Annotated in this window: 10 protein-coding genes and 1 other RNA gene; all 11 read left to right on the forward strand. The window is 58.6% G+C overall.

The window, feature by feature from the left end; genetic code table 11:
- Nucleotides 1-211 precede the first annotated feature (211 nt).
- The 11 genes from ACYZT0_RS21895 (at nucleotide 212) to ACYZT0_RS21945 (ending at nucleotide 13249) form a co-directional block, all read left to right on the forward strand.
- Entirely contained in the window at nucleotides 212-1906 is a 1695-nt protein-coding gene (locus ACYZT0_RS21895; RefSeq protein WP_462042959.1) for a lactate permease LctP family transporter, read from the forward strand.
- A 150-nt stretch (nucleotides 1907-2056) separates the two neighbouring features.
- Nucleotides 2057-2881: a (Fe-S)-binding protein gene (locus tag ACYZT0_RS21900; RefSeq protein ID WP_462042960.1), complete on the forward strand. Its 825-nt coding sequence runs from the start codon at nucleotides 2057-2059 to the stop codon at nucleotides 2879-2881.
- A complete protein-coding gene (locus ACYZT0_RS21905) occupies nucleotides 2878-4332 on the forward strand; it encodes a LutB/LldF family L-lactate oxidation iron-sulfur protein (RefSeq protein ID WP_462042961.1) in 1455 nt (484 codons plus the stop codon). Before ACYZT0_RS21900 ends, ACYZT0_RS21905 begins: the two co-directional genes overlap by 4 nt.
- The gene (locus ACYZT0_RS21910) at nucleotides 4332-5003 is read left to right on the forward strand and encodes a LutC/YkgG family protein (RefSeq protein WP_462042962.1); all 672 of its coding nucleotides are present in this window, start codon (nucleotides 4332-4334) and stop codon (nucleotides 5001-5003) included. Before ACYZT0_RS21905 ends, ACYZT0_RS21910 begins: the two co-directional genes overlap by 1 nt.
- A complete protein-coding gene (locus tag ACYZT0_RS21915; RefSeq protein ID WP_462042963.1) occupies nucleotides 5000-7810 on the forward strand; it encodes an FAD-binding and (Fe-S)-binding domain-containing protein in 2811 nt (936 codons plus the stop codon). Before ACYZT0_RS21910 ends, ACYZT0_RS21915 begins: the two co-directional genes overlap by 4 nt.
- A gap of 129 nt (nucleotides 7811-7939) precedes the next feature.
- A complete protein-coding gene (locus tag ACYZT0_RS21920) occupies nucleotides 7940-8215 on the forward strand; it encodes a hypothetical protein (protein WP_462042964.1) in 276 nt (91 codons plus the stop codon).
- A 341-nt stretch (nucleotides 8216-8556) separates the two neighbouring features.
- Nucleotides 8557-8835: a hypothetical protein gene (locus tag ACYZT0_RS21925; RefSeq protein ID WP_449643144.1), complete on the forward strand. Its 279-nt coding sequence runs from the start codon at nucleotides 8557-8559 to the stop codon at nucleotides 8833-8835.
- Nucleotides 8836-8930: 95 nt separating this feature from the next.
- Nucleotides 8931-9324: a transfer-messenger RNA gene (ssrA, locus tag ACYZT0_RS21930) on the forward strand.
- A 376-nt stretch (nucleotides 9325-9700) separates the two neighbouring features.
- Nucleotides 9701-11107 carry a DUF2252 domain-containing protein gene (locus ACYZT0_RS21935; RefSeq protein WP_462042966.1) on the forward strand — a complete coding sequence of 469 codons (1407 nt, stop codon included), beginning with the start codon at nucleotides 9701-9703 and terminating at the stop codon, nucleotides 11105-11107.
- 250 nt (nucleotides 11108-11357) lie between these two features.
- Entirely contained in the window at nucleotides 11358-11792 is a 435-nt protein-coding gene (locus ACYZT0_RS21940; protein ID WP_462042967.1) for a hypothetical protein, read from the forward strand.
- Complete coding sequence (locus ACYZT0_RS21945) at nucleotides 11789-13249, forward strand: ATPase domain-containing protein (RefSeq protein WP_462042968.1); 1461 nt, start codon at nucleotides 11789-11791, stop codon at nucleotides 13247-13249. Before ACYZT0_RS21940 ends, ACYZT0_RS21945 begins: the two co-directional genes overlap by 4 nt.
- The last annotated feature ends 5 nt before the right edge of the window (nucleotides 13250-13254 follow it).

Raw genomic sequence — 13254 nt, forward strand, 5'->3', positions numbered from 1 at the left:
ATCAGGGCTACACCAGCACCTGCCAGACGGCATTTTGTCGAGCGGACCAGATGACCTCTGCACCGCGTATTCGACAAAAGTTTTAGGACGGCAAATTGACACGCCGCCTACAAGGCTTTTACCCTAGCCAACAGCGATTGTAAATTGGTATTACCAATTATCCAAGAACGCTGACCAGTGCCTGACCAACAACAATTAGGGGCCACCCCATATGCAAACCTGGCAACAGCTCTATTCCCCGCTCGGCAGTCTCGGCGTGTCCGCACTCGCGGCCGTTATCCCCATCGTGTTTTTCTTCCTGGCATTGGCTGTGTTCCGGCTCAAAGGACATGTGGCCGGCAGCATCACGCTGGCCTTGTCCATTGCGGTCGCTATCTTCGCCTTCCAGATGCCGGTCGACATGGCCTTCGCCGCCGCCGGCTATGGCTTCGCCTACGGTCTGTGGCCGATTGCGTGGATCATCGTGGCGGCCGTGTTCCTCTACAAACTGACCGTCAAGAGTGGTCAGTTCGAAGTGATCCGCAGCTCGGTGCTGTCGATCACCGACGACCAGCGCCTGCAAGTGCTACTGATCGGCTTCTGCTTCGGTGCGTTCCTGGAAGGTGCAGCCGGTTTCGGTGCGCCGGTCGCGATTACTGCTGCACTGCTTGTAGGACTGGGCTTTAACCCGCTTTACGCCGCGGGCCTGTGCCTGATCGCCAACACCGCGCCGGTTGCCTTCGGCGCCTTGGGGATTCCGATCATCGTCGCCGGGCAAGTGACCGGAATCGACGCCTTCAAGATCGGCGCCATGACCGGCCGTCAACTGCCGCTGCTGTCGTTGTTCGTGCCGTTCTGGCTGGTGTTCATGATGGATGGCCTGCGCGGCGTGCGGGAAACCTGGCCGGCAGCACTGGTGGCCGGTTTGAGCTTTGCCGTCACCCAATACTTCACGTCGAACTTCATAGGACCGGAACTGCCGGACATCACCTCGGCCCTGGCCAGCCTGATTTCCCTGACGTTGTTCCTGAAAGTCTGGCAGCCAAAGCGCGCCGCAGGTCAACACATCGCCGGCGCCGTCTCGGCTTCCGTGGTCGGCGCCAGCGCCGGCGGTTTCGGTCAGCCGCGCAGCACCGCGGCTTCACCCTACAGCCTCGGTGAAATTCTCAAAGCCTGGTCACCGTTCCTGATCCTCACCGTGCTGGTCACTATCTGGACCCTGAAACCCTTCAAGGCAATGTTTGCCGCTGGCGGGTCGATGTACAGCTGGGTGTTCAACTTCGCGATCCCGCACCTGGACCAAATGGTGATCAAGGTCGCACCGATCGTGGCTGCCCCGACCGCCATTCCGGCGGTATTTAAACTCGACCCGATTTCCGCGACCGGCACGGCGATTTTCTTCTCCGCGCTGATCTCGATGCTGATCTTGAAGATCAATGTCAAAATTGGTCTGACCACTTTTAGAGAGACCTTCTACGAGCTGCGCTGGCCGATTCTGTCCATCGGTATGGTGCTCGCTTTTGCCTTCGTCACTAACTACTCGGGCATGTCATCGACCATGGCGCTGGTTCTGGCAGGCACCGGTGCAGCATTCCCGTTCTTCTCGCCGTTCCTTGGTTGGTTGGGCGTGTTCCTGACCGGTTCCGATACCTCGTCCAACGCGCTGTTCAGCTCACTGCAAGCGACCACTGCACATCAGATCGGCGTGAGCGATGTGTTGCTGGTAGCGGCGAACACCAGCGGCGGCGTGACCGGCAAGATGATTTCGCCGCAATCGATCGCCGTGGCCTGCGCCGCGACCGGTCTGGTGGGCAAGGAATCGGACCTGTTCCGCTTCACCCTCAAGCACAGCCTATTCTTTGCAACGATCGTCGGCCTGATCACCCTGGCTCAGGCCTATTGGTTCACCGGCATGCTGGTGCACTAAGAACTACAAGCAGCACGGAAAAAACCGACGCCGGATCACGATTCTGGCGTCAGCTATTCACAACCCGGTCTGTAAGGCTGCTGAAAGCTTGCGTCTCTATATTCAGCAGCCTCAATGGACGGATAACCGGGACCACCCGGAGACCGCCTGATGAGCGAGCAATTTTATAACGCTGTGCCGAATGCGACCCGCGTCGCCCCGCCACTGCCCGAGCCTCGGCAATACCCCAGCAAAAAACCGTCACGGGTCTACCTGTTCGGAACCTGCGTGGTGGATTTGTTCTACCCGGAAGCCGGGATGGATGCGATTCATCTGCTGGAACGCGAAGGCATTCGTGTCGAGTACCCGCAAGGGCAAAGCTGCTGCGGGCAACCGGCTTACACCTCGGGTTACACCGAGCAGGCAAGGACTGTGGCGCGCTCGCAACTGGCGCTGTTTGCCGGGGACTATCCAGTGGTGGTGCCGTCAGGATCGTGTGCCGGCATGTTGCGCGAACACTATGCCGACTTGTTCAAGGATGAGCCGCAAACGCTGAAACAGGTTCAGGCGCTGGCCGCCCGGACCTACGAGTTGGCCGAGTTCCTGTTGTTTGTCTGCAAGGTGCAGCTCAAGGACAGCGGCACACCTGTGAAAGTGGCGCTGCACACCTCGTGTTCGGCACGTCGTGAGATGAACACCCACCTGCACGGCCGTGAGTTATTGGCGCAGTTGAGCAACGTGGAGCGAGTCGACCACAGCCATGAAAGTGAATGCTGTGGCTTCGGTGGGACTTTCAGCGTCCGTATGCCAGACATTTCCGGCGCGATGGTGGCTGACAAGACCCGGTCGTTGAAGGAATCCGGCGCGCACAAGGTACTGAGTGCCGACTGTGGCTGCCTGATGAACATCAACGGCTCGCTGGAGAAACAGAAGGAAGCGTTGCGCGGCCAACATCTGGCCAGTTTCCTTTGGCAGCGAACCGGAGGTGTTCAATGAACGCTTCCGCGATTATTCCTACGATTGCCGTAGAAGAAGATTTTCGCACCCGGGCTCACAAGGCGTTGGGTGACAAGCAACTGCGAAATAACTTTCGCACTGCGATGGATTCACTGATGACAAAACGGGCAGCGTCCTTCAGCGATGCCTTTGAGCGAGAACATTTGCGCGCGCTGGGCAATGCTGTCCGCGCCCGTGCGTTATCCAAGTTGCCTGACCTGCTCGAGCAGCTTGAACAGAACCTGACCCGCAACGGTGTGACAGTGCACTGGGCGGAAACGGTGGACGAGGCCAATGGCATCGTCCTCTCGATCATCCGCGCTCACGAGGGGCGGCAAGTGATCAAGGGCAAATCGATGGTCAGCGAAGAGATGGAAATGAACCATGTCCTCGAGGCTCAAGGCATTGAATGCCTGGAGTCGGACATGGGCGAATACATCGTCCAGCTCGACCACGAAAAGCCTTCACACATTATTATGCCGGCGATCCACAAGAATGCCGGTCAGGTCGCGTCCTTGTTCCACGACAAACTTGGCGTGGAGTACACCAAGGACGTTGACCAACTCATTCAAATCGGTCGCAGAGTCTTGCGGCAGAAATTCTTCGAAGCGGACATCGGCGTCTCCGGCGTCAACTTCGCCGTAGCCGAAACCGGCACCCTGCTGCTGGTGGAAAACGAAGGCAATGGCCGCATGACCACCACGGTGCCGCCAGTGCACATCGCCGTCACCGGCATTGAAAAAGTAGTGGAAAACCTGCGCGACGTGGTGCCGCTCTTGTCGCTGCTGACTCGTTCGGCCCTGGGGATTCCGATCACCACCTACGTCAACATGATCTCCGGACCGCGCAAAGAGCATGAGCTCGACGGTCCTCAGGAAGTGCATCTGATATTGCTCGACAACGGTCGCAGCCAGGCCTTCGCCGACAGCGAATTGCGCCAGACCCTGAACTGTATCCGCTGCGGCGCTTGTATGAATCATTGCCCGGTCTACACCCGAATCGGCGGCCACGCCTATGGGGAGGTTTACCCTGGGCCTATCGGAAAAATCGTCACCCCGCACATGGTCGGCCTGGCGAAAGTCCCGGACCACCCGAGCGCCTCGTCGCTGTGTGGCGCGTGCGGTGAAGTATGCCCGGTAAAAATTCCTATTCCCGCGTTGCTGCGACGCCTACGGGAAGAGAACGTCAAAGCCCCGGACAGCCCTCATCAAGTGATGCGCGGCCAGGGCAGCAAGTACTCGCGCAAAGAGCGGTTTATCTGGAACGCCTGGGCGAAACTCAACAGCTCGTCGAAGCTGTATCGCCTGTTTGGCTTTTTCGCCACTCGCTTGCGCTCACTCACGCCGAGCAACGTCGGCCCGTGGACGCAAAACCACAGCGCACCCAAACCCGCTGCCCGCTCACTGCATGACATGGCCCGCGAGCATCTGGCCAAACAGGGAGATAGCTGATGAGCGCCAAGCAAAATATCCTCGCCAAGTTGCGGAACAGTCTGACCGGCACCACACCGGTGCCTGACGAGTTCGACGTCGAACTGGTGACAGCGCCGTACACCTACACCGCTGAGCAACGCATCCCGCAACTGCGCAAACTGATGGAAGCGGTGCACACCGAAATACATCTGACGTCCGGCGAAGGTTGGCTCGAGTTGCTGGCCCAGTTACTGCGGGATCGTCAGATACCGAGCCTGTTGATCGCACCGACTACACCTCACGGTCAACGTGTCACTCAGCATTGGGCGAAAAATCCTGACCTGCCCACGCTCAAAGCCTACGACCGTCCAGTTGAAGAATGGAAAGCCGAGCTGTTCAACGACACCCCGGCGAGCCTGACTACCACCCTCGGTGCAATCGCCGCCACGGGTAGTCTTATTCTCTGGCCGACGCGGGAAGAACCGCGGTTGATGAGCCTGGTGCCCCCGGTGCATTTCGCCCTGCTCAAGGCCAGTGAAATTCGCGACAACTTCTATCAGGTGCAGCAGGAATTCGAGTGGGCCCAAGGCCTGCCGACCAACGCCCTGCTGGTGTCCGGCCCGTCGAAAACCGCTGACATCGAGCAAGTCCTGGCTTACGGCGCGCACGGTCCGAAAGACCTGGTGGTTCTGATCCTGGAGGACCAATGAGTCTACCGGCAACTTTTCTGAGAGACGCGCAGCTACTGATTCCCCCAGAGCGACGTTTCGACGATCCCCTTTCGACCCTGGCCTTCGGCACCGACGCCAGTTTCTACCGGCTGATTCCGAAACTGGTGATCCGTGTCGAGTCGGAAGATGAAGTGGTTGCGCTGCTCAACCTGGCGCAACGGGATCAGGTCCCGGTAACGTTCCGCGCAGCCGGCACCAGCCTGTCCGGCCAGGCCATCAGCGATTCGGTATTGATCGTCCTTGGGGATAACTGGAACGGTCGCGAGATCCGTGGCCAAGGCACGCAAATTCGTCTGCAACCGGGCGTTATCGGCGCGCAAGCCAACGCATGGCTGGCACCGTTCGGACGCAAGATCGGTCCGGACCCGGCCTCGATCAATGCCTGCAAGATCGGCGGCATCGTCGCCAACAATGCCAGCGGCATGTGCTGCGGCACGGCGCAAAACACTTATCACACATTGGCTGGCATTCGTCTGGTGCTGGCCGACGGTAGCCGTCTCGATACCGAAGATGCGGCGAGTGTTGCAGCGTTTCGTGAGAGCCACGCTTCGCTGCTTGAACGCCTGGCGACCTTAGGCCGCGAGACCCGAGCCAATGCCGAACTGGCTGCAAAAATTCGCCATAAATACCGTCTGAAAAATACCACCGGCCTGTCACTCAACGCCCTGGTAGATTTCGACGAGCCTGTGGATATCTTGAGCCACCTGCTGGTGGGCTCCGAAGGCACCCTCGGGTTCATTAGCGCGGTGACTTACGACACAGTTATCGACCACCCGAACAAGGCCTCGGCGCTGATCGTGTTTGCGGACGTGGAAACCTGCTGCAACGCCGTCAGCGTGCTGAAAAGCCAACCGGTGTCGGCCGTGGAATTGCTGGACCGCCGCAGTCTGCGCTCGGTGCAGGACAAACCCGGCATGCCGGCTTTCGTACAGCATCTGTCGAACAATGCCTGCGCCCTGCTGATCGAATCCCGCGCCGCATCATCCCCGTTGTTGCAGGAACACCTGGCGCACATCATGGCGTCGTTGACCTCGTTTCCGGTGGAAAAACAAGTCGACTTCACCGAAGACCCGGTGGAAAACGCCCGGCTCTGGGCGATCCGCAAGGACACCTTCCCCGCCGTCGGCGCCGTGCGCAAAACCGGCACCACGGTGATCATCGAAGACGTGACCTTTCCGGTGGAACAACTGGCCATCGGCGTGAATCGGCTGATCGAGTTGTTCGACAAACATCACTACGACGAAGCGATTCTTTTCGGACACGCCCTGGAAGGTAATCTGCACTTTGTCTTCACCCAAGGCTTCAACAACCCTGAAGAAGTCGCACGCTATCAGGCGTTCATGGACGACGTCGCGCAGTTGGTGGCGGTGGAGTTTGGTGGTTCGCTAAAGGCTGAACACGGCACCGGTCGCAATATGGCGCCCTTTGTCGAACTGGAATGGGGCAGCGATGCCTACCGGTTAATGTGGCAGCTCAAACGTTTGCTCGACCCTCATGGCATTCTCAACCCGGACGTGGTGCTCAGCGAGGATCCGCAGATCCATCTCAAGCACCTGAAGCCGTTGCCGGCCGCCGACGAGATTGTGGATAAATGCATCGAGTGCGGTTTCTGCGAACCGGTCTGCCCGTCGAAAGGACTTACACTGAGCCCGCGCCAGCGTATCGTGATCTGGCGTGATATTCAGGCGAAGAAACGCGCAGGCGTGGACACCACTGAACTCGAAGCCGCTTACGAATACCAAGGCATCGAAACCTGTGCCGCCACCGGCCTCTGCGCGCAACGTTGCCCTGTAGGCATCAACACCGGCGAGCTGGTGAAAAAGCTCCGCAGTCGTCAGGCGACTCATACGAAAACCGCCCATTGGCTGGAAGGTAATTTCGCCACTGCGCTGCAAGGTGCACGTTTCACCCTGCACGTGGCCAACGGCGCGCGGATGCTGTTGGGGGCGCCACGATTGGCAAAGCTTTCGGCAGCGTTAACGCGTTTATCCAAAGGTCAGGTCCCGCAATGGACCAACGCCATGCCGCAACCGGAAAAAGCCATTCGCTTCAGCCCGACCGTGTCGGACGAACGCCCTCGAGTGGTGTACCTGGCTGCCTGCGTGTCGCGGGTAATGGGCCCGGCGGCGAGTGATAAAGAGCAAATGTCGCTGTACGACAAAACCCGGGGGCTGCTGGAAAAGGCCGGTTACCAAGTGGTCTTCCCGGACAATCTGAACAACCTCTGCTGTGGTCAGCCGTTCGCCTCCAAGGGCTACGCCGAACAGGCCGAACACAAACGCCAGGAACTGATCGGCGCACTGTTACACGCCAGTCGCGGTGGGCTTGATCCGATTTATTGCGACACCAGCCCCTGCACCTTGCGCCTGGCCCAGGACCTTGGCGATGTTCGCCTGGACCTGTACGACCCGGTGCGTTTCATTCGTACGCATTTGATGGATCGTCTGGATTTCACGCCGCAGGAAGCGCCAATCGCGGTGCACGTTACCTGCAGCACCCAGCACCTTGGCGAGAGCCAGGCACTGATCGATCTGGCGCGAAAATGCAGCAACAACGTGGTCATTCCCGAGGGCATCCACTGTTGTGGTTTTGCCGGGGATAAGGGTTTCACCACGCCGGAACTGAATGCACATTCGTTACGCACGCTCAAGGATGCGGTGCAGCAGTGCAGCGAAGGGATTTCTACCAGTCGCACCTGTGAGATAGGTCTTACGCAACACGGCGGCATCGACTACCACGGGCTGGTCTATCTCGTGGATCGGGTGACTCAGGCGAGGGCGCGCTGAAGAAAAATAGAACCCTGACGTGCCGCCGTAGTCCACAGATTAAGCCCGGTACACGCCGGGCCTTACCCAAACTCGGCAGCCCGTCCTGACGGCCAGCGATGCCTGGACCCTCAGTTCAAGGAGATACACATGAAACGTTCTGTACTGTTAGGTCTGTTCGTTACTGCCTCGCTGATGGCGTCCACCTCGTTTGCCGCCGAAGACCTCTGCGCGGTCAATCTGAAAACCATCGATAATGCCAAGGCACAGATTCCTCCTGAGATGACTGAACAGGTCATGGACAGCGTCAAGCAAGCCAAAGCCGATCATGCAAAAGGAACCAAGCAAGGGACTGATGATTGCATCGCCGAGACCACCCAAACTATTCAGGCCATTCAGAAGTCAAGTAACGGCGGCAAACAATAGTCCCAGCACAATGCCAACCTTCGGCTTGGCCTTCTGCCCCCTCTGGTACCACCCAATACGAGCAAACCAAAACCCGCCAAGTGCGGGTTTTGTTGCATCCGGGGTTCGTACCAACTCCGCAGAAGGAGCGAGGCCCACCAGCGAAAAGAGGCAATCGCTCCCTTTTTACTGCGATTGTTTCTATCAAACAGTTTTTTCATAGCCTTTTTTGCAAAAACCGAATTCCTGCGCAGCGCCGTAGTCTTTTAAGTAGGCCCCATCAATCGTGGCTTATGTTCCGACCTCGGCCGAGCCGCCCGCTCATACGGCAGCACCGAGACCATCATTACAAGGAGATATCCATGAAACGTACCGCACTCGCAGGTCTGTTCATTTCTGCTGCCATGTTGGCCTCTCCCGTATTTTCGGCGGACAACAACCTTTGTACGAGCAAGCTGCAAGAGCTCAAAAGCAAAGTGAATTCACTGCCGGCGACCTCCGGCAACACCACAATGGAGATCAAAAGACTAATGTCCAGCGCCGAAGCTTCCCAAGCCTCCGGGGACGACAAAAAATGCGTGACCGAGGCCACCCAGGCAATGTCACTCGCTGACCAACAGCGCAACCAACCTACCCCGTAATTTGTGGTGGCCAACCTTCGGGTTGGCCTTCTGAGCCGCGTTGGCGTACACTGCGCAGGCTTGTTGCTCACTTTGATTCACCGAGCAATGGGCTCGGGGCCGTTTAGGATTCGACGCCGGTTGCGAAACTTTAGGTGCATGCCGAGTTGGTAACAGAACTCGTAAATCCACTGTTGCAACTTTCTATAGTTGCCAATGACGAAACCTACGGGGAATACGCTCTCGCTGCGTAAGCAGCCTTAGCCCTTCCCTCCTGGTACCTTCGGGTCCAGCAATCATCAGGGGATGTCTGTAAACCCGAAGTGATTGTCATATAGAACAGAATCGCCGTGCAGTACGTTGTGGACGAAGCGGCTAAAACTTACACAACTCGCCCAAAGCACCCTGCCCGTCGGGTCGCTGAGGGTTAACTTAATAGACACGGCTACGCATGTAGTACCGACAGCGGAGTACTGGCGGACGGGGGTTCAAATCCCCCCGGCTCCACCATTTGAAACACCAACGAAGCCCGCCCAGTGCGGGTTTCGCTGCATCTGGGGTTTGACAATCCATGTCCCTCCGCCCCCCCCCTGTGAAAGCAGGCTTGTCCGCGAAGAGACCAGCCCTACCAATGCAAAAATACCCAACGGCCACAGAGCCACTGTCGCCGCATGGTTGGGCGGCGCAGATGCAAGTTTCGGCGGTCTAACGAAACGAGCATCGGAAGTCGATGCTGCACCCTCCAATAAAAAAGGCAGCTGACGAGACTATCGCAGCCGCCTTTTTTCGCCCTCACGCTCAAAGCCCAAACACTTCGAATGAAGACACCAAGCCCTTCTACACTCAACTCTGAAACATCCGAAAAACACCCACCAAACGAGCCTCCATGACCACCCTCAAAGACCGCTTGAAGCAAGGCAAGGACGCTCGCAAGAACTGCTCCCGCAATTCGCAGGCGTCCATGGGGAAGATAAATCGTGACCCGCTGCCGCTGATCAAATCGTCCAGTGAAGGCCGGATCAAGTCGCTGGTCGAGTTACGCTACGGGCGCATGTTGGTGTCGCCGTTCACCTTCTATCGCGGCAATGCGCTACTGCAAGCTCACGACTTGGCCGGAACACCCAGCATGGGCCTGGTTTCACCCATCTGCGGCGACAGTCACCTGATGAACTTCGGTGGTTTCGCAACGCCGGAACGCAATCTGCTGTTCAGCGTCGCCGATTTCGACGAAGCCCATCCCGGGCCTTGGGAGTGGGACTTGAAACGGCTGGTGGCGAGTTTCGTGGTGGCAGCGCGCGATCTGCGCCATGGCGACACGGTCGAAGAAACGGTCTGCCGCCAGGTGGTCGGCGCCTACCAACAGACCATGCGCGAGTGCGCCGAACAAAGCACCTTGGAAACCTGGTACGAATCCATCAGTTACAACGACCTGCGCCAGCAAGCGAGCAAAGCGACCCTGGAGCATGTAGAGCGCGCCATCGAAAAAGCCGAACGCCGCACCCATGCCGAACTGCTGCCGAAAATAAGTGAACGTGACGCACATGGCCGACTGATCATTCGCGATGATCTGCCGGAAATTTTCCATTTGCACAAAAACACCACGCTGCTGGATGCCGACGACGACTGGCTGCGCCTGTCGGACTGGCGGCCGCTTTACGACGCGTTCATGCGCGACTATCCCGGCACGCTGCAAGCCGACCGCCGCGAGCTGTTGTCGCGTTTTCATGCCCACGATATGGCGTTCAAGGTGGTCGGTGTGGGCAGTGTCGGCACTCGTTGCCTGGTCGCGCTGTTGACCGATGACCAGGAAAACCCGCTGTTCCTGCAATTCAAGGAGGCACGTCGCTCGGTGCTTGCCGATTACGTGAAGACCAAGTCGCGTGTGCGGCATAACGGTCAGCGCGTGGTCGATGGACAGCGGCTAATGCAAGCGGCCAGTGACCTGTTTCTCGGCTGGACCACCGGTCCCAGCGGTCGACACTTCTATGTGCGTCAGTTGCGCGACATGAAAGTCTCGGCTGAACTCGAGACGTTCGACGCGGATACCTTCGCCGCCTACGGGCGCGTTTGTGGCCGCGCTCTGGCCCGCGCCCATGCCAAATCGTCCGGCCACGCCGCGCAGATCAGTGGCTACATCGGCAAGGGCGATGCGCTGGCCGACGCGCTATTCAAGTACGCGCAAAGCTACACCGCGCAGAATGAGCGCGACTTCGAACAATTCCAGCAGGCCTGCCGCAAGGGCCGTTTGCGGGCGCGCTCGGAAGCGGACTTTGCGGCTGATCATTTGCCTTAGGCGTGTTTCAGAGCGTGAAGCGGCGAACTCATCGACATGAATTTTTCTTCACCCCACAACCTCTCACCAACGGGTACATTGCGCTCGCTCATTCAAGAAACTATGGTTTGCCCGCCCTCCCGCGGGCTTTTTTTTGCCTGCTGCTTTGTTTCATCGGGGTTCAGGCCCTCCCGCAATCCTCTGACGCAAATCACTCGCAACGCCCCATAGGGTGTACCATCAAGCCCTGTCCATCAGATATCAGTTAGCCATGTCCACGCTAAGCGAAGAGAGCCGCCAGATCGTAGCTTCTCTGGCGCACCGTGTTGGCCCCAACGCTGACATTGCAAGGATCGCCCAAGCGATCATTTCAACCTTGCGGGATATGGATATAGCCCTCACGCCCATAATCGGCCACCAAGGGGTTGCAGCGCTTTATCGCCGCAGCCTCCACCTGTGCGCCTCCACTCATCCGCGTCTGGCCCGCACCTATGACAGAGTGCCGTCCGGCATGGATCTGACTGCCCTAAAGTCCGTAATCGTTGAGCAAAGCGACGCCGATGCGTTGTTTTTCGGTGATGTGTTGCTGACGACCTTTTACGAGCTGCTGACCACGCTCATCGGGCCCTCGCTCACCGAACGTTTGCTTCGTGACATGTGGGAACCTTCTTTGAGCGACACCCCTTCGCAGGAAATTTCGCCATGAGCACCAAAGTGACTATCAACCGTCTGGCCACCGGCGTGCCAGGACTGGACGAGGTGCTGGGCGGTGGATTGCCGGAGTTTTCGTTCAACCTGATCGCCGGCCCGCCTGGCTGTGGCAAAACCACCCTGGCGCATCAGATGATGTTCGCCCTGGCGACACCTGAGCGCCCGGCGCTGTTCTTTACCGTACTGGGCGAGCCGCCGCTGAAGATGCTGCGTTATCAGCAGCAATTCGATTTTTTCGACAGCGAAGCGATCAACCAGTCGATCCGCTACATCAACCTGGCTGACGACACCCTCGCCGGGAATCTGGACGAAGTGCTGCGGCGCATCGTCAGCGAGGTGGAGGCTCACTCTCCGTCACTGGTGTTCGTCGACTCGTTCCGTTCGGTGGTGCTGGCCAGCCAGACCCAGGACAACCCCAACAACAACCTGCCGCAGTTCGTTCAGCAATTGGGCATGTTGATGACCTCCTGGCAGGCGACGACCTTCCTGATTGGCGAATATTTCACCGAAACCGACACCAACCCGATTTTCACCGTGGCCGACGGCCTGATCTGGCTGCGCCAGAGCGTTCAGAGCAACTCCATGGTGCGCAAGATGGAAATCATGAAGATGCGCGGCCAGCCGACGCTGCCAGGGCTGCACACCTTCCGCATCTCGACGTCGGGGATCAAGGTCTTTGCGCCTGCGGCACTCAACACGGTTGAAGCTCCGCCGGAGTTCCCCATCAAGCGCCTGAAAATGGGCGTGCCGCAGCTCGACGAGATGCTTGGCGGCGGCCTGCCCCGTGGTTATTCCTTGCTGGTGGCCGGGCCGTCGGGCTCGGGTAAAAGCATTCTGGCGGGGACCTTCCTCGCCGAGGGCGCGCGCAATGGTGAAACCGGTGTGATCGCGGTGTTTGAACAACGGCCTAATCACTCCCAGAACGCCACCCTTTCGGGCCTGATCGAGAGCGGACAGGTCGGTCTGGTGGACAGCCGCGCCCCGGACCTGTCCATCGACGAAATCGTGCATTTGCTGTTGAGCGAAATCACCCGATTGAAAGCGACCCGCGTGGTCATCGATTCGCTGTCAGGTTTCGAACTGGCGCTCGCACCGACCTTCCGCGAAGACTTTCGCGAGTCGCTGTCGCGCATGGTCACTGCTTTGACGAGCGCCGGGGTCAGCGTGTTGATGACCTCAGAGCTGGAAGACCGCTACACCGACCTGCGCTTCAGCCCTTACGGCACGGCATTTCTCACCGACGCAATCATTGTTCAGCGCTACATTGAAGTGCAGAGCCGTTTGCTGCGCATCATGGCCGTGGTCAAGGTGCGGGCCAGCGCCCATTCCGATGAGTTGCGCCTGTACCACATCGACAATAACGGTTTGCATATCGGCGAGATGTTACCGGAGCAGGAAGGTTTGCTCGGGGGTCGGCCAACCCAACGGTCCCTTGGAAACGACAATGCGTGAGTCAA

The sequence above is a fragment of the Pseudomonas sp. ZS1P83 genome (genome assembly GCF_054897825.1).